This window comes from Enterococcus sp. DIV0970a, from assembly GCF_051711265.1.
GTDB lineage: Bacteria > Bacillota > Bacilli > Lactobacillales > Enterococcaceae > Enterococcus_D > Enterococcus_D casseliflavus.
Genome location: NZ_JBIOMF010000001.1, coordinates 3,243,899 through 3,270,310 on the forward strand (window position 1 = coordinate 3,243,899; position 26,412 = coordinate 3,270,310).

Annotated in this window: 24 protein-coding genes and 1 pseudogene; 5 read left to right on the forward strand and 20 right to left on the reverse strand. The window is 39.6% G+C overall.

The genetic code is table 11. The features are described 5' to 3' along the window. The first annotated feature begins 11 nt into the window (after positions 1-11). Entirely contained in the window at positions 12-1,826 is a 1,815-nt protein-coding gene (locus tag IGK14_RS15735) for an alpha/beta fold hydrolase (protein WP_010748927.1), read from the forward strand. 242 nt (positions 1,827-2,068) lie between these two features. On the opposite strand, the gene IGK14_RS15740 is transcribed toward IGK14_RS15735, so the two are convergent. The 14 genes and pseudogenes from IGK14_RS15740 to IGK14_RS15805 form a co-directional block, all read right to left on the reverse strand. Then, positions 2,069-2,971 (reverse strand): PhzF family isomerase, encoded by a 903-nt coding sequence (locus tag IGK14_RS15740; protein WP_010748926.1) that lies wholly within the window; start codon positions 2,969-2,971, stop codon positions 2,069-2,071. Positions 2,972-3,444: 473 nt separating this feature from the next. Continuing rightward, positions 3,445-3,897 (reverse strand): GNAT family N-acetyltransferase, encoded by a 453-nt coding sequence (locus IGK14_RS15745; RefSeq protein ID WP_034696258.1) that lies wholly within the window; start codon positions 3,895-3,897, stop codon positions 3,445-3,447. A gap of 323 nt (positions 3,898-4,220) precedes the next feature. Beyond that, a complete protein-coding gene (locus IGK14_RS15750) occupies positions 4,221-4,355 on the reverse strand; it encodes a CPBP family glutamic-type intramembrane protease (RefSeq protein WP_080647006.1) in 135 nt (44 codons plus the stop codon). Positions 4,356-4,851: 496 nt separating this feature from the next. Continuing rightward, complete coding sequence (locus tag IGK14_RS15755) at positions 4,852-5,145, reverse strand: hypothetical protein (RefSeq protein WP_010748924.1); 294 nt, start codon at positions 5,143-5,145, stop codon at positions 4,852-4,854. Positions 5,146-5,359: 214 nt separating this feature from the next. Then, positions 5,360-5,527: a hypothetical protein gene (locus IGK14_RS15760; protein ID WP_010748923.1), complete on the reverse strand. Its 168-nt coding sequence runs from the start codon at positions 5,525-5,527 to the stop codon at positions 5,360-5,362. Between the two features lie 131 nt (positions 5,528-5,658). Continuing rightward, positions 5,659-6,120, reverse strand: a complete 462-nt coding sequence (locus IGK14_RS15765; RefSeq protein ID WP_010748922.1) for a helix-turn-helix domain-containing protein — start codon at positions 6,118-6,120, stop codon at positions 5,659-5,661. A gap of 388 nt (positions 6,121-6,508) precedes the next feature. Further along, on the reverse strand, positions 6,509-7,219 hold the full coding sequence (locus tag IGK14_RS15770; RefSeq protein WP_010748921.1) for a B3/B4 domain-containing protein: 711 nt from the start codon (positions 7,217-7,219) through the stop codon (positions 6,509-6,511). A gap of 186 nt (positions 7,220-7,405) precedes the next feature. Next, positions 7,406-7,858, reverse strand: a complete 453-nt coding sequence (locus tag IGK14_RS15775) for a MarR family winged helix-turn-helix transcriptional regulator (protein ID WP_010748920.1) — start codon at positions 7,856-7,858, stop codon at positions 7,406-7,408. Positions 7,859-8,123: 265 nt separating this feature from the next. After that, a pseudogene (locus tag IGK14_RS15780) lies at positions 8,124-8,255 on the reverse strand (mobilization/cell filamentation-like protein); the annotation flags it as partial. A gap of 181 nt (positions 8,256-8,436) precedes the next feature. After that, complete coding sequence (locus tag IGK14_RS15785) at positions 8,437-9,120, reverse strand: ABC transporter ATP-binding protein (RefSeq protein ID WP_010748918.1); 684 nt, start codon at positions 9,118-9,120, stop codon at positions 8,437-8,439. Next, the gene (locus tag IGK14_RS15790; RefSeq protein WP_010748917.1) at positions 9,113-10,375 is read right to left on the reverse strand and encodes a hypothetical protein; all 1,263 of its coding nucleotides are present in this window, start codon (positions 10,373-10,375) and stop codon (positions 9,113-9,115) included. Before IGK14_RS15790 ends, IGK14_RS15785 begins: the two co-directional genes overlap by 8 nt. Next, the gene (locus tag IGK14_RS15795) at positions 10,365-11,333 is read right to left on the reverse strand and encodes an ABC transporter permease (protein WP_010748916.1); all 969 of its coding nucleotides are present in this window, start codon (positions 11,331-11,333) and stop codon (positions 10,365-10,367) included. Before IGK14_RS15795 ends, IGK14_RS15790 begins: the two co-directional genes overlap by 11 nt. A 129-nt stretch (positions 11,334-11,462) precedes the next feature. Then, a complete protein-coding gene (locus IGK14_RS15800; protein ID WP_010748915.1) occupies positions 11,463-11,891 on the reverse strand; it encodes a hypothetical protein in 429 nt (142 codons plus the stop codon). 551 nt (positions 11,892-12,442) lie between these two features. Beyond that, the gene (locus IGK14_RS15805; RefSeq protein WP_010748914.1) at positions 12,443-13,339 is read right to left on the reverse strand and encodes a LysR family transcriptional regulator; all 897 of its coding nucleotides are present in this window, start codon (positions 13,337-13,339) and stop codon (positions 12,443-12,445) included. A gap of 116 nt (positions 13,340-13,455) precedes the next feature. Here IGK14_RS15805 and IGK14_RS15810 point away from each other — a divergent pair, with 116 nt between their 5' ends. Then, positions 13,456-15,117 (forward strand): malolactic enzyme, encoded by a 1,662-nt coding sequence (locus IGK14_RS15810; protein WP_278014713.1) that lies wholly within the window; start codon positions 13,456-13,458, stop codon positions 15,115-15,117. Between the two features lie 13 nt (positions 15,118-15,130). Beyond that, positions 15,131-16,411 (forward strand): 2-hydroxycarboxylate transporter family protein, encoded by a 1,281-nt coding sequence (locus IGK14_RS15815; protein ID WP_010748913.1) that lies wholly within the window; start codon positions 15,131-15,133, stop codon positions 16,409-16,411. A gap of 177 nt (positions 16,412-16,588) precedes the next feature. Here IGK14_RS15815 and IGK14_RS15820 read toward each other — a convergent pair whose 3' ends face one another. Both IGK14_RS15820 and IGK14_RS15825 read right to left on the reverse strand, forming a co-directional pair. After that, positions 16,589-17,971 carry a lytic polysaccharide monooxygenase gene (locus IGK14_RS15820; RefSeq protein ID WP_010748912.1) on the reverse strand — a complete coding sequence of 461 codons (1,383 nt, stop codon included), beginning with the start codon at positions 17,969-17,971 and terminating at the stop codon, positions 16,589-16,591. Between the two features lie 276 nt (positions 17,972-18,247). Then, complete coding sequence (locus IGK14_RS15825) at positions 18,248-19,771, reverse strand: flavocytochrome c (RefSeq protein ID WP_010748911.1); 1,524 nt, start codon at positions 19,769-19,771, stop codon at positions 18,248-18,250. Positions 19,772-20,249: 478 nt separating this feature from the next. On the opposite strand from IGK14_RS15825, the gene IGK14_RS15830 reads away from it, so the two are divergent. Further along, positions 20,250-20,669: a phosphate-starvation-inducible PsiE family protein gene (locus IGK14_RS15830; protein ID WP_074934197.1), complete on the forward strand. Its 420-nt coding sequence runs from the start codon at positions 20,250-20,252 to the stop codon at positions 20,667-20,669. A gap of 15 nt (positions 20,670-20,684) precedes the next feature. Here IGK14_RS15830 and IGK14_RS15835 read toward each other — a convergent pair whose 3' ends face one another. Further along, positions 20,685-22,490 carry an ATP-binding protein gene (locus IGK14_RS15835; RefSeq protein ID WP_010748909.1) on the reverse strand — a complete coding sequence of 602 codons (1,806 nt, stop codon included), beginning with the start codon at positions 22,488-22,490 and terminating at the stop codon, positions 20,685-20,687. Between the two features lie 53 nt (positions 22,491-22,543). On the opposite strand from IGK14_RS15835, the gene IGK14_RS15840 reads away from it, so the two are divergent. Then, entirely contained in the window at positions 22,544-23,260 is a 717-nt protein-coding gene (locus IGK14_RS15840) for a response regulator transcription factor (RefSeq protein ID WP_010748908.1), read from the forward strand. Here the strand turns inward: IGK14_RS15840 and citG are convergent. From citG to IGK14_RS15855, 3 genes are all read right to left on the reverse strand, one after another. Next, entirely contained in the window at positions 23,237-24,100 is an 864-nt protein-coding gene (gene citG / locus IGK14_RS15845) for a triphosphoribosyl-dephospho-CoA synthase CitG (RefSeq protein WP_010748907.1), read from the reverse strand. The two genes, IGK14_RS15840 and citG, sit on opposite strands and share 24 nt — an antisense overlap. Further along, positions 24,093-24,788: a GntR family transcriptional regulator gene (locus IGK14_RS15850; protein ID WP_005230494.1), complete on the reverse strand. Its 696-nt coding sequence runs from the start codon at positions 24,786-24,788 to the stop codon at positions 24,093-24,095. Before IGK14_RS15850 ends, citG begins: the two co-directional genes overlap by 8 nt. 116 nt (positions 24,789-24,904) lie before the next feature. Beyond that, positions 24,905-26,251, reverse strand: a complete 1,347-nt coding sequence (locus tag IGK14_RS15855; RefSeq protein ID WP_010748906.1) for a CitMHS family transporter — start codon at positions 26,249-26,251, stop codon at positions 24,905-24,907. Positions 26,252-26,412 lie beyond the last annotated feature (161 nt).

Genomic DNA, 26,412 nt, shown 5'->3' on the forward strand with positions numbered 1-26,412 from the left:
AGGAGAAAATAATGAATATTTTAATTATCGGGGCAACTGGGTTTATTGGCAAAGAAATCGTCAAACAACTCGCAAGGGAAGATGTTTTCTTAACATTACTTGTCAGAAATCCAGCGAAAGCAAGACCATTGCAAGCATTAGCCCCTGAAAAAATAGTGTTGGTAACAGGCGATTTAACAAAAGAGAACTTAGGCTTAAATGCGATCGACCAAGAACGAGTGATGAACTGCAACATGATTCTTCACTGCGGCGGTCCGATGGATATCACCTTATCAGAAGTAGCCGCGAAGCGCTCCTTTTTAGAAGGCAGCAAAAATCTCATGACCCTTGCAACAGAAATCAACAAGAGAAACAAATTGAAAAAGATCATCCACGTAGCTGGGTACATGAGCCCATTCACGGATGATGCTTCTGTCTGGGAAACGACGGATGTGTTCAAAAAGGTGCATCCAGCGTTACTTGGAACCCCGCCCTATGAGCAGATGAAGTTTTTATCTGATATTTATATTCGACAAGAAGCGAAAAAGCACCATATTCCTTTAGCAGTAATCAACCCGCCAACCGTCATCGGTGATGAGCAAACAGGCAGCACCGAACAACTCGAAGGCTTTGGCTTATTTATAAAAATAATCCGAAGTGGAGCCTTACCTGTTATCCCCGGAGGAAGTGACTATCGACTACCGTTGATCAATAAAAATGTACTCGCTCAATTTATTGTCAAAACCATATTCAATGAGACAAAAGACGAAATGACGTATCCCCTTGTTGCCGATAAACACGCCGACAAAGAGATCGTTCAACTGATGGGGCTGATTTCTGAAAGTCTTAATCGAAACAAACCTCGGCTGACTGTTCCTTTTGGTTTACTCAAGTTCGTTATGGCAGCTGGCGGAAGCAAACTAACGGGTATTCCTGAAAGCAGTTTAAACTTTTTGACCAATAGAACCTTTGACAATCGGCTGACAAAACGTGATTTTGAGCCGAAACTGATTAAAAAAATCGCAGCATCAAACATCCCGCTAGCAGTAGCTGACATTGATTTCCGCTTGACCTATGGGGAAGAAAGCCTAACACCCTACACACGCATAGCTATCAACGAAGCGACGGTCTATCAATTGGAGGGCTCTGCTACTCCTCTCGTGCTTTTGCATGGCTTATTTAGCGATGGCACCGATCTCTTTCAACTGGGGCTGGCATTGAATAAACAAACCGGCAGAAAAATTATCATCGCAGACTTACCAGGATTCGGAAGATCTCCGTTTATTAAAAAGCCACAGCTGCTGACATCATATCTTGAGTTGGTACGCTCACTAAAGAATATCCTGCCTGATGGCTCTGTTTTTATCGGCCATTCTTTTGGTGCTGCCTTGTTACTAACAGCCGCTGAACAGCGCTTCTTTTCAGAGAACGACCAACTGATTCTTTTACAACCACCTGTCCACAAAATTGATTCGGCCCCTGCATCATGGCTCAGTAAACTAGCTTTAAAGCATGCCTCTGAACGACAATTACTCGCCTATTTTACAAAAAAAGGCCTGCTGATAGACAAAGCAACCTCTTCTAGCGAGTACGTAAAAAGAGTGAAGAAGAGTGTTCGTTCTTCACGGATAGTCAACACAACACTTCAACTAAATCGGTTGTTAAAAGAAATGACCCTTCACCAAAGAATAGACTCTTCAATTCCGATCATATGGGGAACCGAGGATAAAAGCTATTTACCGCCAAGAGAAACGACTAAAATAGTCGATCTGCCATTGGGTCATCATTTTCCAATCAGCCATCCGCAGGAAACAGCTGATGTGCTGGTAGAGTTGATCAAAGGTTGATTTTAGAGAGGCATGCGATGATTCGTTATTGTAAGATGATTACATTCTTCTACTCAAAATCCGCTACTTTTGAAGATATTTGAGACAACCTGCCCTATCTATAAAGCCTCTATTAAACCCATGATACATTTTTGAGCATTTAGTATAAAGAAAGAGCACAGAGAAAATTTCTCTACGCTCTTTCTTTACTGAAGATATATTTCTGACCTCAAAAATCATACCCCATTTCATCTTCATCGTCTCTATAATACGATTTCAGTCTCAAATACTATAACCGCACTTCCCCCAAGTGATACTTCAACCGGTTCTCCCTCTTTTATAAGTACTGATACATCTACTACTCCGCTTCTCCCCATTGCATGACCCTGCTCTACCTTAAAAGAGAACATAGAGTTGTCATGTTTTACTAGTTTATGTTTAATTAAATAGGCACCTAAAGGAGCGACTGCATTCCCTGTCACAGGGTCTTCGTCAATACCGCTTATGGGAGCAAACATTCTGCCATGACTTAAAATAGTCTCTGTTTCAGGATGTAAAGTAAATAGAAAATACCCCGTACAGTCAATTGCTTTGCTTAGTTCTTTCAATGCTTCTAAATTAGGTACAATACGGTCTAATACATGACGAGATTTTATACCGATTAACACTTTGGAACGTCCAGTAGAAACAATCTGAACAGGGCACCGTTCATCTAGATCATTTTCAGTTATTCTCAAAGCGTTCATCAGAAATTCTAGGTTGCTGCCTGAAATGTACTGAGAAAATTCAATATCTCCCTGAGCCATAGTTATGGTGTAGTCATTTTCCAATTTGTTTATTTCTATCGGTAACGTACCAATATTGATTTTATTCATGACTCTACAACTTTCAAGATTATTCTCAATTGCTCTGACATACTGAGAAGCAATAGTTGCATGTCCACAAATAGGAACTTCGGTTTTTGGTGTAAAATACCTAGTTCTAACATCATGGTCTGGACTATCAGGTGATAGTAAAAATGCTGTTTCAGAATTATTTAATTCGCGTGCGATTGCTTGCATCTCCTGATCTGTTAAATTATCCCCGTTTAAAACGACTCCAGCAGGATTTCCTCTAAATTTTTCCGTTGTAAATGCATCAACCTGATATACTTTTAAAACTGTCAAAATAGTCACTCCTTAAGATGAAATAGAGCTACAAGACACCTAGCCATTGCTAGCTTATGCATAGATGAAAAATAAAGAAAGTCTGAAGTAAGGATCTTACATTTGGTAATTGTCCACAATTTCCCCTCTTATCTCTTCTTTTTTCAAATGCATGAAGGACCACACATTTCTTCTCCCAAACCTAACAAATGACACCTGGTTTTTTAACGATATGTGCTTCTCCTCATGGCTCCTGTTTGCATTATTACATAAATTAGGGTTGAGAACACGACAACATATGTTGGAACCAAGTTCTTGGAGAGTAAGCAAAGAGCATCGCTTACTTCATTGGGAACCAAGCGTTCCTAACTTTTGTCGTAGTTGCAGAATTCTATGACAACGCCAACGAACAAATAGAGTATCTAGAAACCATTGGCTTTCTAGATACTCTTCTTACCTATTTCCCACAAAATCAAGTCTTTTACTGGCAATGACTACCCTTTAACAACTTTCTTCATATAAAGAATTGGATAAGGGTTTCCTTGTTCGTCTAACTCGCTTCTTTTGTATACCTCAAATCCCATATGCTCATAAAATCCTTTCGCCTGAGGATTCTGTTCATTTACTCCCAGTTCATTTACAGCATAGTTTTCCATCCCGTATGCCAAGAGTTTCTTTCCTAGTCCCTTGCCTCTTTGTTCATTTGCTATAAACAGCATTTCAAGATTTCGATCCGAGATCCCCATGAAACCAGCTGGCTCTCCATGCTCACTTACTACGACAATCAAATGCGGCACATGATGCAATGCCTCTGGAATGTATTGCTTAATGGCTTGGATTTCGGTCTCTGACAAAAAGGTGTGCGTCGCCTTAACAGAACTCTCCCATACTTCAATTAATTGTTGCTCTAATTCTGGCTGGATAGTATTTACTTCTCTTAGTTTCATATACATTCACACTCTCATCTACTTATGCTATTTTTAAAAACACGAATCGCTTGTTTGAAGGATTTAATGTTAGGAAATTTTATCACCATCATAACATGAGAGCGTCTTGTTTAAAAACCATGTCCAGGAAAATGATTTACAGATAGATTTATAAATACAAATAAAGCCTGTTGTACAAAACATACATGGATAAAATAGTTTTTCGATGTTTATTTGATCAATGTCCCTGTGATTGAATGTATCCAAAAAAGGATTCCCAAAATATAACAGGATCTTCTTATACAAGAGCTAAGCATTAAAAACTCTTTTTAATTAGCTTCTTCTTATATGAAAGAGAGGAATACAACAAATACATTATATAAGAAATGCAACAGAATCGAGGAGGTTATGTTCTTCGTTTTTAGGTATAAATAAGTGGTTGCTGTACCAAGAAAAAGTAAATCATATTCGTTTTCCAAAAATCATCATCCATTCACTAACTTTAAAATAGTCACTCTTAGTAAGTGTTTATTTTCAAGAAAATTAATCCTCTTTAATTAGTAAGATACAAAAAGACAACGACCATTATGACAACAAGTACCCAAAAATACCATTTTTCAGAGTTTTTTTTCTTCATATTTATTCTCTCCTTATATTCATCTCAGTTTTTAAGATTCTTCTATAACCTGTATACGATCATTAGTTAATAATAAAATTAATAATAAGGCTACGTATTGTCAGTGTTTGATTGAAAGTATTTTCCCTATATTAGACATCCTAAAAAAGATTCTCTTTCACTTTGCACTGTCTCTTTCTTTATGTGCTTATTATTCCATAATTTAATCCTGCAAAGATGACAATAATTGCATTAAAATTTTACCAAAATGTCCACATGATGGAAAATTTAATGCAAAAATAGCGATAAACTATCGATTAGTGAAACGGCGTTGGTTATAAATATAGAGTCCGAATATTTTAGACAAGATTTAAATAAATAACCAGAAAAATGACGAAACAAGTGACGGTCAGTTCGATTATATTTTCTGTACGTCTCGTACGGTTCTTAAAAAAAATACCCGGAGCAGTCGAAGAAAATTGGGAGCGATATTTTTGGGGGATAAAAAATCCTACTAATATTCCTACTAGGACCAAGTAGAAGGGCCAGTTCGGTGCGATCCCGCGATTAAGAAAAGCCATGGCGAATGCACTCACGTAAATCACTACCTGAATAATCGTAATACTGTAAACCTTTTTTAAATCTTTCGACATCGTTGTGCCCTCCAGTAGAAGAAAAAAATCTTGATTGTAATAGAAGTGCTACGGCGTAACCAAATTTTATAATGCTAACTGACTAGAAGACGGTATCCTTTTCAACCGCATAAGCTGTCAATGAAGCGAATCTGCCTCGCATTTGAAAGGCTGTTGTTGGCTGATTCCCTAACCGCTATCTCTCGGTTAACTCATCCCTGAATTTCAGGAATAGCTATTTCGCTTGTCCTGTGCTCATGTTTGTCAGGTCTTTGATTTTCTTGACCATGCCAATATCATTTTCGTTTTTTGAAAGCATTTGTCGTGCCATTTCTTCTTTGATTTCTGCTTCTTCTTCCTTCGTTAAATTTCTGACTTCTTTCTTTTTACCAAATAATCCCATCCTGCTCTCTCCTTCTTGTAAAATTTACGCGCTTTTTATACTAGTCGTACTGAGCCTAAAATACCGTTTTTCTGTCCATGACTTGATTCCTATACCCTAATCTACCATTTCCGTCGAAATCGAGGAAATGGTTAGTTCTCCTTTTTATTTTTTGGGAAGATATAAAAATAAAACGCGGAGCCAATGATGATCGCTGGCGGCACAGAGATGCTCAATAATTTTAAAGCGGTGGTTAAAAATACTCCTAACTTTTCTTGAATAGAAAGATTCATAATCGTGCTGAAGTCTTGATTGAACGAAGTTACGATCATCGTGACAAAAAAGATCAAGCAAAAACTAATCACCCCATACTTGATGCTTACTTTTAGATCCTCATTGTCTTTCTTAGTTTCTTCCAAAAGTAATGTTTCTAATGAAATATCCAATTCTTCGGCTATTTTGATCATATTTTTTTTGCTAGGGTACGTAGCACCTAACTCCCATTTTGAGATCGTCTTGTCACTTACTTCTAATAATTCTGCTAGCCTACTTTGCGTTAGCTTGTTTTTTTCTCTATATTCTTTCAGCTTCATTGCTAATATCGTTTCTTTCATATCAACCACTCCTCATTCATTTCTACCTTTCATTTTGACATAAAACCTACCATTTAACAGGAATTCTTGAAAAAGAGAGTAGAATAGAGTGGCTTTTTAGCTATTTCTGGCGATTTGCCTGAAACATACTACCGAATCCTTCCTTACAACAATAGTTGCTGTGCATTATAGGAAACCTATTCTGATTACCTTCTAAATATTGTCCAATGAGACACAGTTAAATCAGAAATTAGAAACATGTGCAAATGACTAAAAGAGGGACAAAAACTTCTCAGTTTTGTCCCTCTCTCGTTTTTCAAGAAAATTTGATAATAGTAGATTTTCTCTCTATTAGAATTTTTCAAGCATTCAGTAAATCAATCTTATCCTATAGACAACAAGCTCATCCCTACAAAATGATTTCAGGACTTTCTTTACTTAGCACATAATCATCACCTGTTACGTTAAAATACTCTTGAATCAACAGACTTAATTCTTTGATTGCTTCATTCGCCCGAGCCCGTTGCGTTTCATTGATCGACTCAATGAATAAAACAGCATGGGTGGTCTCTTCTGTTAGCATCGTACGTTGGGCTTCCCGCCAATTCAAGCATCGGCAAATCGCACCTTTCTCATCATAATAAATGACTTCATTTGCCAAGGCTGGGGAGTCAATTTCTGCACCTAAAGGGAAAAAGGATTCGCCGCCTTTTGCAACGCCTAAATGAAGGTCGCCAACGATTGTATCGAGATCTTCTCCACCTAAAGGGACACCATATTTCAAGGAAATACTATTATAGATATCTACTAGGGGATTGATGGGAGAAAATTCTCTGTCTTGATTCACCCGTTTCAACAGTGCTTCGATGGAAGAGCGTACCCCTTTTTTCGTTTTAAATTGCTGAAAAGCACTTCGCCATTCTTGGATCACCTGATTTTCACTGAAGGTATCGGTCGTTAAGTAGCGCTTTGCTTGTTCTTTACTACTTTTTAGCAAGTCAGTAAAAAACGTTTCTTGTGCAGCATCGGCAACATTGTTTATATTTTTTACAACAAGGCAGTTGATTTGTGCTTCTGGAAACAGCGCCCAAAATTCTTGATCGATCATTATTTTCTTCACTTTCTCTACACTCCTACTAAGTTTATTTGAACAACTTCCTGTCCTTTATTTTTCAGGCTCTTTGTTTTTTCAGCAGACATCCTCGTTATATCCTTTTTAACAAAATATCAGCTACCTGTGCTTCCTTTCCTAGGTAACATGAATGTACATTCAATCAGAGCCAATCTCCCTAGCGGCGCTATTCGTTCAATAGTCTCTTTTGATCCCATTCTTGACGTTGACCCAATCAACTTCTACCGAAGATTTTATTTTTGCCAGCATTTCCGCAAGATTTTTTCTTTCTAAAGCAGATAACTGTTGAATCGCTACTTTATTTGAATAGTTATTTTCTCTTATGATTAATTGAACCGCCTGTTTTCCTTTGATGGTTGTGTATAAGTGTTTGATTTTTTTATTTTCTTTGTCTGACTCTTTTAGAATGAACCCATTTTCCTCTAACTTTTTTACTGCCCTGGACAAAGTCGTGCGATCAACTTTGATGAGTTCGGCTAATCGTTCAGGAATAATTCCTTCATTTTCAAATATACGAACTAAGTAAATGTATTGTCCTTTACTGAGTTGAACCTCTTTAAATTCAATATTAGCAATGGATTCCAACATTCTACTGATCGAACCTATCTCACGAAGTATATCCTCCACGAACTATCCCCTCCCTATCTAGCACTATAATAGCTCATTATTGTTGCATATGCAACAATAATGAGCTTGGTTTACTTTTTTACTCACTCTTAGAAAATGGGTGCATGGCATAAGCTTGTTGTTTCTGTTCTCAAAAAAAGCAGGAGAATACCGAGAAAAACTTCTCTGTACTCTCCTTTTACAATCATTCCACGTAGAAATACTATCCGAATTTCTCCTAATTTCAAAATCAAATTCATAAAGACTGATTGCTTAGTACAACAGGGAATGAACCTACTTCGCTTTCATTTATTTTCCCAGAATCATATAATTCCTTCGCTTTTTGTTTGCTGAGTTTTTCTTCAGCCTTGTCTAACGTAGCTTGATTGGTTAAACCCAAATTGTTATCTAAAATCATGCAAAATCCCCTTAACTTTATGAAATAAATTTATGGAACGATCTCAAGCCTATTATACCGAGAGTTTACCCGCGTATCAAAAACTAAAAAGTTTCTGACCCCTTCCATTATGAATTAAATCAATTTCAAAATTCGCTGGTAATATCTCTTGCTACGGCTGATAGTAGAATTCAAAATTATTTTAGATATTTCTAAAGTCTTGAAAATTCTCTAGTTTTCTATCTTTTAACATGTATAGCTCATCGCAAATATTTGCTACGGAAGCGTCATGTGTCACCATTACAAAGCTCGTATTATTCCATTCAATTCTTTGAAAAATATCTAATACCATTAATTCTGTCTCTGAATCTAGTGAACCAGTTGGTTCATCTGCCAAAATAAGTTTTGGATCAGTAATCAGTGCTCGAGCAATTCCTACTCTTTGTTTTTCACCGCCAGATAAATAGCTAGGGTTCTCAGATAGTAAGTGTGAAATATCTAAGCGCTTTGACATAACATGAACTTTTTTCTCCACATTTTTTTTCTCCACACCTAAATATTTTAGTGGTAAAGCAATATTTTCAAAAACATTCTTACTTTCAATCATCGGATTATCTTGAAATATAAATCCAATATTCCTTAAACGATTGAAGCTTCGCTCATTCGCATTCATACTGCTTAAATTCTTTCCATCAAAAATGATAGCTCCTGTTTCTGCTTTAATCAATCCCGCAATTAGTTTTAACAATGTTGTTTTGCCACTGCCGCTTTTTCCCATGATTGCGACTTTTTGGCCTTCATTTAAAGTTAAGTTAAGATTTTCAAAAAGTTCTTTTTTATTCCGACCATCTTTTATTTGAAGTGCAACGTTTTGAATACTAATCATTTGTAATTCTCCATTTCTTAAGAATTATGGTTACTGAGAGATAAAATAATAAAAATAGTAATAACGCCAGGCATAGTAATGATATCAGAAAGCTACTGGTAACTACCCCTAAGTAATTGGTTATAATCACACTGATAATTACAACACTAGATAAAAGTAATATTTTTTCTCCAAGGAAGTACTGGCGAATTTCTTTTTTTGTAGCACCTAAAAACAAATGTAAATGGTAAACCTTTTTATCACGAAACATTTCTAAGTAAGAAAATACTATCGTTACCGCTATTAATACAACAATTGAAAAATAAGCAACTAGTTTTAGTAACCTATTGTTTTTAGTGATCGTATATAGAATAGAAGATAGATGAAATCCTGATTCTCCTATCAAATCAATTGTACCAACTTGGTAAGGCTGAGAAAGTTCATTCACGAATTTATACATTTGTTCTTGCGATAAAGAATCAGGTACCTGATAGTATCCATTAATTCCGTTTAAAAAATGTTTTTGAAAAAATGAAAAATCTTCTTTATTTAGTTGTTGGGGAGCCTTTTCGATGAAAGGAAGAATAATACGATCATCTAATACATAATCATCATACTCATTAAAAACAATTCTTTCCCCTTTTTCAACAAAACCGATTACTTTAGCTTCGAAATTCTTAAATAAATAAGAAATTTGAATTTTGTCTCCAACAGAAAAGTATTCTGAATAATTGTCTCCTAATATCACCGAAATTTTATTGTCATTGTATTGATAATCCTCTTGTGAGAACAAATTTCCTTGTGATAACCTAAGTTTAAAACGTTGAAGCACCTTATTGTTTATTTGCAGTGATTTATATGGAATTTCATCACTACTCATATTATCAATAACATTAACAATATGTTCATAGTTATCAATAAACTGAGTATCCAAATTGTTTTCCTCTAAATAGTTTATACCTTGGCTTCCAATCACTTGGTATTCTCCTATTGTGCTTCCCAATAATTCGTTATACATAGACGAGAGGTAATTTACACTCTGAAGATTTTTTAAAAAGTTCTCTTCGTCTTCTCCAATTAGATTATCAACTAACTTGAACGTTTTAGTATCTCCAGTGGAGATCCTTTTCTCTTCATTACTATTTTCTTGTGACATAATATTAGAAACTGAAAGTGTTAGAAATGAAAACAACAAAAACAAACTGTAGAAAAATAACAAATGTTTTTTTCGTTTAACAGATTCAAAAATCTCTGACAGATAATTACTAAATTTCATCAAGCTTCCTCCAATTTCTCAAGAAAAGAAGAATAAATAGGGTAGCTGCACTACATATGATAAGAAACTGAGAAGATATATAATTAGTTGTAAATGAATGTATCGAATCATAAATATATTTTTTAAAAGGAAAATATAGAATAGTTAAAACTAGAACACTCTCAACCAACCATACAGCTAATAACTGTTTTATCTCTTCTATAAGAACCGTATTTCTAGATATCCCTATAATTTTTTTTAAATAATTTGTAGATTGAGATAAAGTAAGATAGAAAAATATACAAATTCCTACCCCTAACAAGCAGAGTATTTGAAAAGAATAGCGCAACAAATTATTATTGCCTTCTGTATTTTTCGCATTATATATTTTGGTATCATCGGAATACGTAATGGCGGAAATATCATTGATCAAATGTTTTTTTACTTTTTCCATCGCTGATTCATTTGAGTTAATTTGATAAACACCTTGAGTTTGAGTTCCTTCCAGTGAATCAATGTTAATTAAAGCCGTTTTGTTTAAATTTTTTGAATAGGATCCGTCTAATACGCCAATGACTTCGTAATTTTTTCCTTCAATATTTACATTGTTTTTATTTTTAGAAGCCAATTCTTTTCCGACAATCGCTCTGTTCTTCCCATCATAGAAATCTTCTTTAACAAAGTTTCTCCCCTCAGAAAGTGGAAGATACCAGTCGTAGTTAGTATAGATTGCTTTATAGTAAAAATTACTTTCTAAATTTTTTACAACAAGCATTTTCTTTTGATCACCTAGCAAATTTCCCCATGTTTCGGAAGATAGATTATTATTAACAATAAGACGTACTGACTCTTTAGACGTAAAATTATTGGAAACAAAGTCTAAATTACTTTGATAAAAAAAATAAAAAAAGGAAAAAGCATTTATGAGTGTTGCAATCAGAAAAATTAGATTTGTTACGAAAAAAAGTGTTCTTTTCAAAAAATTCCCTCTTTTCTCTTTCCTAATGTTAGCATAACCTTTGGCGCTTATTGAATTAATCGGCCTAAATAAATATACCCAACTTCAAGAGTTGGGTATCCTAATTCGAACATTAGATTTTTTTAGCAATCAGCTTCCCCAGTAAGTATAAGTTACTAGATCTCGAACCCCTGTTGCTTCAGCATATGAATAAGCTTGCCCGTATTTTCTTCCCGAATCTACACGTACATCTTTAAGTATAGGGGCTTTTAGCTGCACACGAGAATAGTGGTAAACATTACGCCAGTAAGTCTCAGCCCATCCAGTTTTTTGTCGGGTAGTAACATTCTTGTTCCCACTATTATGATAGAAATCTTTTGCTCTTGCTGAAACTAAAGAGTTTGCATTTGTTGGTTTGTTTCCAAACTCCCCTTCTCCTTCTATCCAGCCACCAGAAAACTCAGACGTAGCTTCTGACGCTACAGCGGAATTGGGTTGATACGCAATAATACCTAATGATACAACACCAACTAAAAATAATCCTTTGATACTTTTTTTAGCAACACTAATCATTTCCATTATTTCCTCCTTGCACATTATATTTTATTCATTATTTCATAATAAAACGATATCATATAAAAAACATTAAAAGTCAATAACAAAATACAAATAAGTTTATTCAATAAATTTATAAAACACACTATTTATGAAACGATTCGGTTTAAAAATAGCATTATATATAAATTCAGCTAAATTCTATAGTTTCTTTCAGTGCTTAACTTTATGATATGTCTAACAGCTGAAATTATGGTATCTTGAGCAAAAATTGTTTTCAGGGTTTCTATTTTTTTATCTGTCGTATTTGTAGACAAGACGATCATTTTTTCTAAAAAAGAAAAATTCCTTCTGTTTGCAATAGAAGGAATAAAGTAGTATTAGATTTCTTACCAAACTCTGTAACTCCATGTATAATAATAAGTGTCAAACCAAAGTCCTCTTTTGATACTGGTAGTAGTTCTCCCTGATTCTGAAACACCATTAGTGAACCAAATACTTCTCCAAGTTAGGACGGTTACCCCTCCCCAAACGTCCATTTTTTCTCTGCCCTTACATCAAGAAATCCCCATTCCTCACCCTTCATCCTCCCAAGACAGCTCATCCAAGATCCTAATCAACTTCTGGACTTCTTGATTCAACATCGCACTCTTTAAATAGGCATATTGAATATAAAAGATTTCCTTATCTTCAGGGACCAATGGTATTTTCACTAAGCCTTCCATTTCTTGAAACACGGGAAATTCCGTCATCAAGGTAATGCCGATATTGGAACTGACCAGCTGGCCAATCGTCTGGACGTCTGAAAAATAAAAGGGGACTTCTGGCTTCTTCTTTGATTTCTCACTTAAATTCTGAAAGGCACGCATGTGGGTATAGCCTTTTTCCAATAGGATAAAGGGATATTCGGCAGCTTCCTCGAATGAGATTTCCTTTTTTCCTGCCAATGGGTTTTCTTTTGACACAAAGATAAAAAACTCTTGCTGGTGCAGCAACTTCACCTGCAGATTCGGGTGGACGAGGGGATTGACACTGCCCAGCAAGCTAAAATCGATTTTTCCCGATAATAGTTTTGAAAGCAATTCATTGGATCCCCCAGATACCAAGTGAAATTTCGAAATAAAGCGGATGATCTCTTTCTCATCTAAGAGTTTTGAAAAGACTTTGGAACGAATGATCGGTGGCAAACCGATGTGGGTCCGGTTGTTTTTAGCATGGTCGATGGCTCGGTCCAAGGTCACAAATTCATCTAAGATATACTGTGCATGAGCCTTCAAAATTTCCCCCTCTGTCGTCAATGAGATGGAGCGATGAGAGGCTTCTCGAGCGATCAAATCACAGCCATAATGCTCTTCCAAGCGTTTGATAGCGTAGCTGACGGTTGGTTGACTGACAGCAAATTTATGCGCCACTTGCGTAAAAGAAAGCATCTCTGCCAAAGCGTTAAAGTATTCTAAATCTCGTATGTTCATCGTCTGATTTCTCCCTTAGCCGATTCAAGCTCGCATCGGTTTTGTTATAAATAATTTTTATTATACCACCGATAGTTGACTATAATTCTGTCCGAGGATTAAAGTAGCTAATGGAAATGAACGAGTACTCAAAATATATCCATTGGAGGAACATAATGAAAGCACATGACATTTTAAATAACCCATTTTTAAACAAAGGAACCGCGTTTACGCAAGAAGAACGAAAAGAACTAGGGTTGATCGGTTTATTGCCCCCTCACGTACAAACGATCGAAGAACAAGCAGAACAAGCCTATTTACAATATGTCACCAAAGAATCCGACATTGAAAAACGTCACTTTTTAATGGAGATCTTTAATACCAATCGGACATTGTTCTACTATTTGTTCAACCAACATATCGTTGAATTCAATCCGATCGTCTACGATCCAACGATTGCTGACACCATTGAAAATTATAGCCGCCTATTCGTTGATCCTCAATATGCAGCATACTTAGATATCAATCATCCAGAAAACATCGAAGAAACGTTGAAAAATGCCGCTGGCGATCGGGACATTCGCTTGATCGTAGCCACAGATGCTGAAGGGATTCTTGGGATTGGTGACTGGGGTGTCCAAGGTGTCGATATTTCTGTCGGTAAATTGATGATTTATACAGCAGCTGCTGGGATCGACCCTGCTTCTGTTTTACCAATCGTGATCGATGCTGGGACCAACCGTAAAGAATTGTTAGAGGATCATTTGTATCTAGGCAATCGTCAAGAACGTGTCTACGGTGATGCCTACTACCAATTCATCGATCAATTTGTTCAAACGGCAGAATCATTGTTCCCTAAACTTTACTTGCATTGGGAAGACTTTGGCCGTTCAAATGCTGCAACGATTTTGGACAAATACAAACAATCGATTCCAACTTTCAATGATGATATCCAAGGAACGGGAATCGTTGTGCTGGGCGGTATCTTCGGCGCATTAGATATTACAGGTGAAAAATTAACGGATCAAGTCTACTTATGTTATGGCGGTGGTTCCGCTGGTGCCGGGATTGCCAGCCGTGTCCATGCCGAAATGGTCAGCGAAGGTCTTTCAGAAGAAGAAGCCTACAATCATTTCTTTATGGTTGACAAACAAGGGCTTTTGTTCGATGATATGTCCGATTTGACTCCTGCACAAAAACCATTTGCCAAAAAACGGGCTGACTTTGCCAATGCTGGCGATATGACGCAATTGATCAATGTCATTAAAGTCGCAAAACCAACGATTTTGGTCGGTACTTCAACCAATGCCGGTGCCTTTACCAAAGAAGTTGTGGAAGCGATGTGTGAAAACACAGCTCGTCCAGTGATTTTCCCTATCTCGAATCCAACCAAAAAATTAGAAGCAACGGCTGAACAAGTAATCGAATGGTCTGATGGAAAAGCCTTTGTGGCAACCGGTGTCCCTTCAGGAACGATCCAATACAAAGGGGTCGACTACCAAATCGGTCAAGCAAACAACGCCTTGATCTATCCTGGTCTAGGGTTAGGTATGTTGGCTTCAGAAGCCTCTCTCTTGACCGACGAAATGATTGGTGCCGCTGCTCACTCATTAAGTGGTTTGGTTGATTTGAGCCAACCTGGTGCACCTGTTCTTCCACCATTTGAATACGTTGCGGACGTTTCTATCAAAGTGGCTGAAGCAGTTGCCAACAAAGCCAAAGAACAAGGGTTAGCCCAAGCGCAAGAAACCGATATGGCAAAAGCTGTCCAAAATCTTAAATGGTATCCAACATACTAGGAAGGTCTGAAAAATGAATAAATTAAAAACGATGACGATTTCGGGAATTAGTCTTCCCTTGTATCTCTTTTTCATGGTTGTCATATTCAGTGCGATTGCCTTAGACAAGTTGCCATTAAATATGGTTGGGATTACCATTTTACTGGTTGCCTTAGGACACCTGCTGTATTTCATTGGGGAAAAACTCCCGATCATGAATTCTTATCTTGGCGGTGGGTCAGTTTTTACCCTGCTTGGTGCCACTCTTTTAGCCTCCTTCCATCTCGTACCCACGAAAGTCATTGACGCGGTCAGTGACTTCATGGGGGGCGGTTTTGGCTTTCTTGATTTCTATATTGCCGCTTTGATTTGCGGCTCGATTTTAGGTATGAACCGCAATTTGTTGGTGAAAGCTTCTACGAAATTCATTCCTGTTGCTTTGATCACCATGGCAGTAGGCTTTTTCTCCGTCGGCCTTGTCGGTATGCTGCTAGGCAATGGCTTTGCTGATTCGGTGATGTATGTGTCTCTACCAATGATGTCTGGTGGGATGGGTGCGGGAATCACCCCACTTTCACAAATTTATGCTGATGGCTTGGCAAACGGTAATCAAGCCGCCATCTTTTCTCAATTAGCACCAGCTGTTACTTTCGGGAATATTCTTGCCATTATTGGTGCTTTATTTATCGCAAAGGCCTTTGCTAAAACCAAATACAATGGCCATGGCACACTGATCAATGCCACCAAAGAAGAATTAGAAAAACCAAAAATAACACTTGATGCCCAACAAATCGGGGTCGGGATGCTCTTTTCCTTCTCACTGTTGGTCGTTGGTGCGATTTTAAGCGACTTTTTCCCTAAAATTCACGAGTATGCCTTTATGATCGTGATTGTCTTTATTCTAAAAGCCTTGAACATTGTCCCTAAGAAACTCGAAGATTCTGTGGTGATGTTCAACAATGTTGTGATGACGAATTTGACCCACGCGGTCTTGGCGGGGATTGGTTTGGCATTGATTGATCTGTCAACATTGGCCTCTGCCTTTACTTGGCAATTTGTCGTGCTTTGCCTAACCAGTGTCGTATCTATGGGGGCTGCCAGCTGGTTCTTCGGGATGGTATTGGGGATGTACCCCGTTGAAACCGCAATTGGCGCTGGTATGATCAACAACTCCATGGGGGGAACAGGCAATATCGCTGTATTGTCTGCCTCTGATAGAATGGAAATGATTGCTTTTGCCCAAATGGCCAACCGTTTATGCGGTGCGATCGTGCTGATTTTAGGTGGGATCTTGATCCGTTTCTTCTATTCTTGATCAAGAACAAAAAACAGGTGCTGCTACGCATGATGCATAGCAGCACTCTTTGCACTCCTCAAACGATTTCGTCCAATTGGACGCACGAATCGAACAAAGATTCAGCCATTCACTCATAAAAGAGCCAAAAAGAGCAGTGCCTCCGCACTGCTCTTGCTTTACTGATTCATTCAAGGGTTACAGCTTCTGAAACAAGGTTGATGCTTGATCAGGAGACCAAGTGGTGTCCCCGTAATTTGAGTGGGTGTTGATCACGATATAGTTGCTGCCTTTATGGCTCACGATTTCACCACTTGTATACACTTCTGGTGCAGAGAAAGTACCTAGTTTCCACACACGGTATTCTGACTCCCCGCCTCCAGGTGTTTCCGTTTCTTCATTGGCATTGGTTTTCACGCTCAGCTGGTTACTAAAAGCGGATTGTTCGCCCGTTTTACTGATTGCTTTGATTTGGTAATTGTAGGTCGTGTCCGCTGCTAGATTCGTGTCTTCATAGGTTGTTCCTGTGGCTGTAGCGATTTTGATGCCATTGCGGTAAACGTCATATCCAGCGATCCCATTTGTATGAGTCGATGCTTGCCACATTAAGGACACGCTGCTGTCTGTCACGCTCATTTGGTGTAGGTTGCCTGGTGTCGAAGGGGTTTCGACTTGATTGTCTGCTGAGGTAGTCACTTTCACTGCAGCACTTTTTTCTGAAACTAACGCCGTAAAGCCGACTGCTTCTACTTGATAGCTATAGGTTGTGTTGGCTTTTAATTGCGTGTCGGTAAAGGTTGGCTCAGTAGTGGTTGCCACTAAGGCACCATCACGATACACGTTGTATTCTTTCGCATCGGTTTGACCGTTCCATGCTAAAGCCACCGTGCTGCTAGTCACTCGTTCTGAACGAACATTTGCTGGTGCTGCTGGTTTTTCGGGAATGACCGTTGAACCAGAAACGTTAACGTCAATCACGTTATAAAAGGCATTTGGCGTATCGGCAACATCCCAGACCGCTAAAATGACATGGTAACCGAGACGATTTTCTGGAATGGTAATGGTATGGCTTGGACTATTGCTGGCAGCCGAACCATCGTGATTCACAGTAGCGATCAATTCCAAGCTATCTCTTGAAAGTGGCGCGTTTTGATCCCATCCTGGTTTCGTGATATAGTAATGCCATTTTGTGGTCTTATGCGGCGCTGTATAATGCCAATTGACCCGCAATGGTCCTTGATTGATGTCTTGTTTGGTCCAACGATTGGTTCCTTGTTCATCAAGAACAAAATCCCCGATTTGCCCGAGTCCACCATCTGCTGAAGCGATGCGACCATCTACTGGTCCTACTTCTGGAAAGCCTTTTTTGGTTTCCAATGATTGTGGGTTTGAAATGACATTGCCATATTTCTCAAACGCAGCGCTCCACCCTAACGTATTGCGATCCAAAGACCCTTGATAGCCCCGACTGACCGGTGATTCCACATAACCATGAGCAAATACTTGTTTCCCCGTGAAGAACAAGGTCCCTCCAAGTAAGATTGCCACCCCGACCGACCATTTTACCAATGCGTTTTTCATACTCTGCCTCCTAAAATTTTTTATCATCGAATAAACCAATCCTATCCGTTTATTCCTTGATTCCGATTCATTGAAAAGCAAATCCTACTGACAAAAACATTTTGTTTATATGTGAATTATAAATTATCAAATCATTATAAGATTATAATGACTAGTTTCCCGTCCTTTCAGTGAGAAATACAAAAAACTTGAAACGATTCTCCTCCTAATCGCTTAAGAGGATTCGTTCCAAGTTTCTTTTTTTATATACGATCTTTTTTAGGAAAAAGCAGCCGCTTATTTCCCGTTTTCTTTCACATAGTCAGAGGATTGCGCGCCTGCTTGGCGACCAAAGACCATAATGTCGGCTACAGCATTGCCGCCGATTCGATTTTGTCCGTGGATACCGCCGGTCACTTCACCTGCTGCATACAAGCCAGTGATTGGTGTGCCATCTTCTTTCAATACTTGGGTCTTCGTATTGATTTTGACGCCGCCCATTGTATGGTGGATCCCAGGTGCGATTTGAATCGCATAGAATGGCCCTTCCGTCAGATCATAGTCCATCGCCGTTTCACGACCGAAATCTTTGTCGGCTTTGTCTGCCACTGCTTGGTTCCATGTATCTAAGGTTTTCTTCAAGGTTGCTGGATCGACATCGATTTTTTCAGCTAAGGCTTCGATGGTGTCGGCTTCTACCACTACGCCTTGTTCTTTGTAGTAATCGACTTGTTTGGCTCTACCTGCTAACGCATTGTCAAAAATCAAGTAGGCATAGCTTTCTGGCAGATCCGTGATAGCAGCTGAAACATTGTCGCGGGTTTCTAATTCATTGTAGAAACGTTCTCCTTGTTGGTTCACCAAGATGGCGCCTTCTCCACGAACGGTTTCACTGATCAACATGCCTGTATCTTGAACTACTGTTGGATGGACTTGGATTTGGTCCATATCAACCGTTGCGCCGCCTAATTCTTCGATCATCTTGATACCATCGCCTGTACTTCCTTCAGAAGTCGTGCTGACATAGCCTTTCAGATCTGGACGGTATTTTTCGATCAGTTCTTTGTTTGAGCCAAAACCACCCGTAGTAACAACGACCGCATCACCAGCGATTTCTTTTTCTTCGCCATTGATTTTTACGTTGACGCCAGTGACTTTTCCGTCTGTTTCATTGATTTTTGTCACATCAGCATTTACAAATAAAGGAATTTCTTGCTCATGAATGTTTCTCAACAAACCATCCACCAAGTACGTACCGACTGCTGAACCGTCGTGAGGACGATGGATCCGTTTTACACTGGCACCACCGCTATAGCTGATATTGTCTAAAGTGATCCCCATTGAATCCAACCAATCAATTGCTGAAGCAGAGTTGTCCACTAAATAATGCAGCAATTCTTGATCGTTGGTTCCTTTACCACCTTTTAGGGTATCTTCAAAAAATAGTTCATTGGAATCTTCAATGCCTTGGGCTTCTTGGAACTTGGTTTCTGATGCGTTCATTCCGCCAGAAGATTTCAAGGTATTTCCGCCTGCGATCGGCATTTTTTCTAAAATGACTGGATTCATTCCAGCATCTTTAGCCGACAAGGCTGCTGCCATCCCTGCACCGCCAGCACCAACGATGACGATATCATATTGATCTTTTAACTCTGCTGGATCGGTATACTCTTGTTGGGAAGCACCTGAAGTGACTTCACTTTCTGAAGAAGAGCTTGCCGCACTGCTGCTGGCTTTTGTTCCGCCATCGGCGCCACATGCACTAAGCAACAATAATGAGGCTGCCCCAATCACCCATTTTGACCATCCACTTTTTTTCATTTGTTTCCCTCCGTTTTTCTTGCTCTTTTCTCCTCATTGATCCCCGTCATATACGATAAGAAAAGCAGCATTTTTCTTGCGAACTCCGCCCAACTTGTTACTTTATTAACAATGATAAACATCTTGCGATCGGACTATTTTTCTATTCGATAGCGATAAAAACATTGTTTAAGCAACATTTCAACAGTGTTCTATTTTATTTAACCATTGTAACAAAAAAAGAAACTAAGTGTCTCGTAATAATTTGTGTATATTTTAACTATCCATTCTCATCTTATTCTAATTTTACCAAAAAAAGATATTATATTTTCCTCGCTACTTTCTGCTATTGAAAGCTATCACAAAAGACATGCCCATAGAAGGACCGTTAAGCTTGCGGTCAAAAAGATATGGCCGCGATTGTTCTTTCTCTGTTCTTTTCCCTTTGTCCTACGCCTTCTTTTGTATAATAAAAGAAAAAGCAGAAATGGAGTGGCGAATGGAAAAATTGACCCGAATGTTCGAGCGAGTGATCAGTATTTGCATTGATAGCATGTTGGCGATCTTAGTCGTTGTCGTCTTGATTTTTATGGGAAAAGCGATTTTTATGATCAGCACGACGCTCTTTCCCTTAAGTGAAGCGCCTCACCTGTCCTTTTTGATTGAAGAAATTGCCACGTTATTCATTTTATTAGAAATCATTTTGATGTTGCTGCGGTATATGAAGGATGGACATCACATTCCCGTCCGTTACTTGATTCTGATCAGCATTACTGCGATTTTGCGCGAGTTATTGTTGACGCAAGGTATGGCGAACGATGCCCTATTTTTTGCTTTAGCGATCTTTGTTTTGGTACTCGTCTTGCTAGTCCTGCAAAAAATCAATGCCTTCCAACATACCCAGGAAAAAGACCACTGAAACCATCCCATTGGATCAGTTGGTTTCAGCGGCTTTTTCGGGATCAGTTAGAGGGATACCAATATAAAAGGTGGTTCCTTTAGGTGTACTTGTAACATCAATCAGCCAATCGTTTTTTTCCACGATCGAAGAGACAGTGAAGAGTCCTAGACCAGTACCGCCAGTGGCACTCTTGGTCGTGAAAAAGCGGGTAAAGATTTTTTCTTGGATCGCTTCTGGTATGCCGGGACCGTTGTCGGCGATTTCGATCAAAGCAAACTCCTGTTGCGCGGAGAAAGCTTGCTTACGAAACAGAAAGGTGGCGCTTTCTGTCGAAGTGCGGCTCAAGCGAATGCTGCAATCGGCATTTGCTTGGTACACATTCATCAACAAATTGTAAATGATGACTTGCAGATCGATCTTCTCGTAGACGGCATATCCTACTTCTTGGATATCATACGTAAGGGAAAAGGCTTTTGGCAGCAGCGCACGCATAGTATCGATGGCTTCTGTCAAGGTAGTAGCGATCGACTGCACAGTTTTATCGGCACTTTCGAGTTTCGAAAAACGCAGCACATTGCTAGATAACTCTTTGCCTTTTTCTGCTGCTTTGCAGACTTCTTGCAAGTCCTCCACCAAGACTTCATCGTGTTGGTTTTCCTCGATCAGTAATTGTAGATGACCAATCATGGGCGTCAAAAAGTTGTTTAGGTCATGGACGATCGAGGTCGTTAATAAGCCAATGGTTTCCAGTTTTGATTCTTGCAAAATGTTTTTTTCGATCTCGTGCTTTTCTTTTAACAGCCGTTGTCGTTCTTTCAATGCTTGGTTTTCGACATAGGCTTGATTGCGTTTCATGTAGTTTTTGATCAGGATCGTCAATAAAATCATAATGACAAACAACAAACCTAGTAGGCCGATCAAAATTAAGTTGTCTTGTAAAAAGAGACCGCTTTGCTCCAAAAAATCGGCATTGCTAGCGACGATCAGCCGACTGTCGCCGATGGTGATCCATTGATAAGCAGCCAATTTCAGCACTTTTTGCAGTGTTTCTTCGTTCCACCAATAAGAATAATAGACGGAGGTGCCTGCTTCATTGTCGATTTGTTCTTGCTCCAAGCGCTCAAGATCGGTGAAATCCAGCTCTGGAAATTCTTTTTTGCGGCTTTCAACGATGGAAAAACCAATTTGTTCGTCCGATGGGTGCATAACGATCCGCATCTCGGCGTTTTTGACCATCGTATAGCCGGAGACATTGCGATCGGTGGTAAATTCATGATGGTACATGCGCTGTAGATTCAAAGGCATCACAAGAATCGCTTCTTTGTCGTCAAGGGTTAAGGACTGATACACATTTAGATAGGCCTGCTTGCCATCAAAATAGACTTGCCCATTTTGTACCTGCCGTCCTGCCAATACTTTGTCTAAGGATGGGTCTTTGAATAACAATTCTTGCACCGGCGGGTCTTCTGGTTTATTGACCGCCGTTGCGGTATTTTGGGCGATGACCTGACCTTGTTGGTCGATCAAAAACAATCCGACCATGGCATTGTTCGCAGAATTGATCACTGGTAACGTTAAGGGGCGCTGCAAATCAGCCAAGGCGGCGCCTTCGAGGTGGTCATCGGCATAATTGGTAAGAGCCATGTGGTACGATTCGATACTGCGGCTGATCAGCTTGATCGCCGCTTGATTGACCGTTTCCAACTGCCGCAACCCGACGGTTTCAGCTTGTCTTTGTGCGCTTTTATAACTTGTAAAGGTAAAAATAAGTCCAATCAGTGTAATGAATAAGGTAGCGACCACACTTAAATACAGCCAAAACTTTGATGGCGGTTTCATTGTAAACCCCTTTCATATTTACTATAATACTATTGATACAGGAGGCGGATATTTTGCGAGATGAAAAAATTTTAATCGTTGATGATGACCCTGCCATTCGGCGGCTGATTTGGAAATCTTTACAGTCGACGGGTATTTTGATCTACCAGACCGATTCCGTTGAAAAAACGATTGCGATCAACTTTCGTGTCAGCTTTGATCTTTTTTTACTGGATATCAGTTTAGAGCATGAAAATGACGGCTATCATTTGGCACAACTGATTCGGGAAGAAAACCCCACGGTGCCGATCGTTTTTTTGAGCGGAAAAAGTGACGAAAAAGACATGATCAACGGCTATGAGATTGGCGCCGATCACTACATTACGAAGCCTTTTTCACCGGCACTCTTAAAAGCACAAATCGTTTCGATTCTTGATCGCCGCAACGTGCTGCGAGAAAAAGGGATCGCCAAACCGGAAGGCGATCTGTGCAGCGGCATGTTTCGTTTTGACCAAAAACGCTATCAGTTTTTCAAAAATGATCAGCCCATCAAGTTGTCTTCAAAAGAAATCATGCTGATGCGCTTTTTCATGGAAAATCCAGATCAAGTGTTCTCGAAAGAACAGATTTACAGCAATGTCTGGCAAGATGGCCAATTCGATGCCAATACCGTGATGGTTTTTATCAATCATCTGCGAAACAAAATTGAAGATGAGCCGAAGCACGCCCGCTTTTTAAAAACCGTTTGGGGGATCGGCTATACCTTTTTACCAGAAGGAGACGCCTTCTAGCTGCAAGAAATAAAGCGCCAAGGCTAAAAGATCCGCCGAGCCGCCGGGACTCAAATGGCGTGCAATCAATACTTGATCATAGATCGTTAATTCACGAAGCAAGTCTGTATCTGACAGATTGGCTTGGTGAATTTTTTGCATCTCCTGCTGTACCGTCTTCATCGCCTCGTAACCTCCTCGATGGACGAGGTTGCTGTCTTCGGTTTCACTCATTAGATAGACTAACCCGCGCAACAAGGAAACGGAGGTTTTTTGCGGTTGCTGCCGCAAGTACTCCAGCAGTTTTTTGACCGTTGGATACCCAGCTGCAGCTTCTCCACGAATCCCCATCGTGCCGTAGGTCAAATAATTTTTTTCCCCATAAGACAATTGGTCTTTGTGGGTGATTTGCTGCAGGTCTTGCTTGACCAAATGCTGGCAGATATCAGCGGCAAGCTGCAGGATCTGATTGGTATCTTCAGCCATCAGCTCCGCCTTGCCATTTTGTTGATAATAGACTCCTGTCGCCCCCAACAAAACTGCAAAGGAAAAGTTCGCCCCTTTGTGGGTATTGATGCCTTTGGTTGCCCGAAGCATCGCTGTTTCTGCTTCTTGACCGATCCCACGTAACTGGTCAAACAGCTGGATCAGCGAGCCTGTATGGGCAAAGCCCGCTTGGCTATAGCGCTGAAAAAAAGGCGCCAAACAAGTGATACTGTTGATAAAGGTAAACACATTCATGTCCTGATGCGCACCAGAGGAGCAAGGATCTACTAAACCAGGCTTGGGTGCTAACGCTACCTCATAATGCAGCGCATTGACTGCATAGCTGCTGGCGATAAAAAGACGGGAATCAGTCAATTTTTCTTCGCTCCATTTCAGCAAGAATAAATTGCAGGGAGTGATCCAAATGTTCATGGGTCAACAACGTGATCTGTTCCGTGTCATTGGTTCTCATGCCGCGATAAATCAGCCAATGTTCCGCCAATGCCGCATCCCTTCTTCTAGAAGAGCGAATCGCAATGTCACGAAAATACACGAGGTACGCTTGCAGATCTAGCACGATACTTTTTAACCGCAGCATTTGACTTTTTTCGTAAATAAACGCATTGAAGTCCGAAAAGTTTTTCAAGACCCCATCCACATCATCCTCACGATTCAGCTGTTCGCCATGTTCTAACAAGCAGCGCATCTCCTGGAAATCTTCCTCAGTCATCAAGTCCATCGCTTTGATGGTCGCTAACGTATCCAATGATTTGCGGATATCGTAAATCTCATAAGCATCTTTGATACTGATCCCTTTTACGACGATGCCGATTTTTGGCACATGCTCCACCAGTTTTTCAGCCACGAGCTGAGTCATGGCGTAACGAATCGGGGTTCGGCTGATATTTAGCGTATCGGAAAATTCTTTCTCATTGATGCGAGAGCCTGCGGGAATATCTCCTAAAATGATGGTTTTTTTGAATGCTTCATAGATCAAATCTTTTAATGGTTTATTTTTGGTCAGATCCAGATTTTTATTTACTGCATCAATAATTGGATTCATGATTTACTCCTATCATACTAAAAACAAATGAGATTTTTGGAAAAAAATAAGTTTATCGATAAACAAGGAAAACTACCGAGCAAAATGGCAGCCTGCTCGATAGTTTCTGTATGAAATTACTGTGGAATATAAAACGGCATGTGACCTAATAGCACGATCGTAACGACGAAGATCACGAAAATCCCCAGTGCGTATTTCGCCGCTTCTTTTTGCCATTGCCCCATATCTAAGCCCGTCAAGCGCAACAGCAAGTAGATGAAGGCAACCAATGGACTTAACAAGTGGAACGCTTGGCCCATTAAGGACGCCAAGGCCATCTGCATATTGGTAAAACCATACGAACGACCTGCTTCTGCTAAGACTGGCAGGACCCCAAAGTAAAATCCGTCATTGGAAATAAAGAAGGTCCCAGGTGCAGAAATCAGGGCAATGACTAATCCCCAGAAACCAGCCAATTGTTTAGGGATGATTTGCGTGAAGCTATTCGCCAAAGCCGTTGCCATCCCTGAGCCTTGGAACAAGCCCATGAAGACGCCTGCTGCAAAAACTAAAATTACGACTTGCACAGCGTCGCCGCCGTTGGCACCGATCCGTGACGACTGGTCTTTCAAGATTGGGTAGTTGACCATCAATGCAATACACGTACCTACAAGGAATAACAAGATTGGCGGTAAAGCGATACTAGAGATAAAGGAGCTTGCTACTAACCAGCCAATCAAGACGATTGTTAAGATACCGTTGAAGACAAAGTTTTTCGGACGGCGGATCGCTAATGTATCAGGATCAGTCACAGTTGTCATTTCTAAAATCTCATCATTCGTCAGCTCGGTAACCCCTAAACGTTTCCGTTCTTGGATCCCCATTCTGCGAGCCACAAAGAAAACCACATAGAGCAAAGACAAGATCATTCCTGGCAGCAGATAAGAAAGAATATCCGCATCGACTTCCAGCACGGCCATTGCCCGAGCAGTTGGTCCGCCCCATGGCAACAAGTTCATGATGGTATTTTGCAAAATGATCAAGACACCAAGGTTCATCATTTTCATATTCAACTTCTTATAGATGGGAATAAACGCAGAACAACAGATCAAGGTCGTGGTCGTTCCATCACCGTTCAAAGAGACTGCAGCGGCAACGACTGCCGTTGCCATCAAGACTTTCATCGGATCGCCTTTAGCAAAATAAATCATTTTTTTCGTGATTGGATCAAACAATCCCGCATCCAACATAATCGAAAAGTACAAAATCGCAAACAGCAACATGATCCCTGTGTTGGCTGTGGTGGAGATTCCCTCAAGGACAAAATCACCGATATTGCCTTTTTCTGAAACACCAGCAACCATCGCAACGAGGGTAAATAGTAATGGGATAATTACTAAGGATGTAAAGGGTGACATTTTTTTCTTCATGATGACGAACATGAAGACAATAATCATAGCATAGGATAAAATCGTTAAGAACATTTTCTTCTTCCTTTCATGCATCGAAATGTGTAAGCGTTATCAAAAAACATTTTAAAAAAATTACAGGCCCGTAATTTGTTAGCGACAAGCGTCACTAGTTTGTGAATCTTTTTCTTTTATTAAAGGAAATAATGTTATTGAATGCTTTACACGTCTAAGAA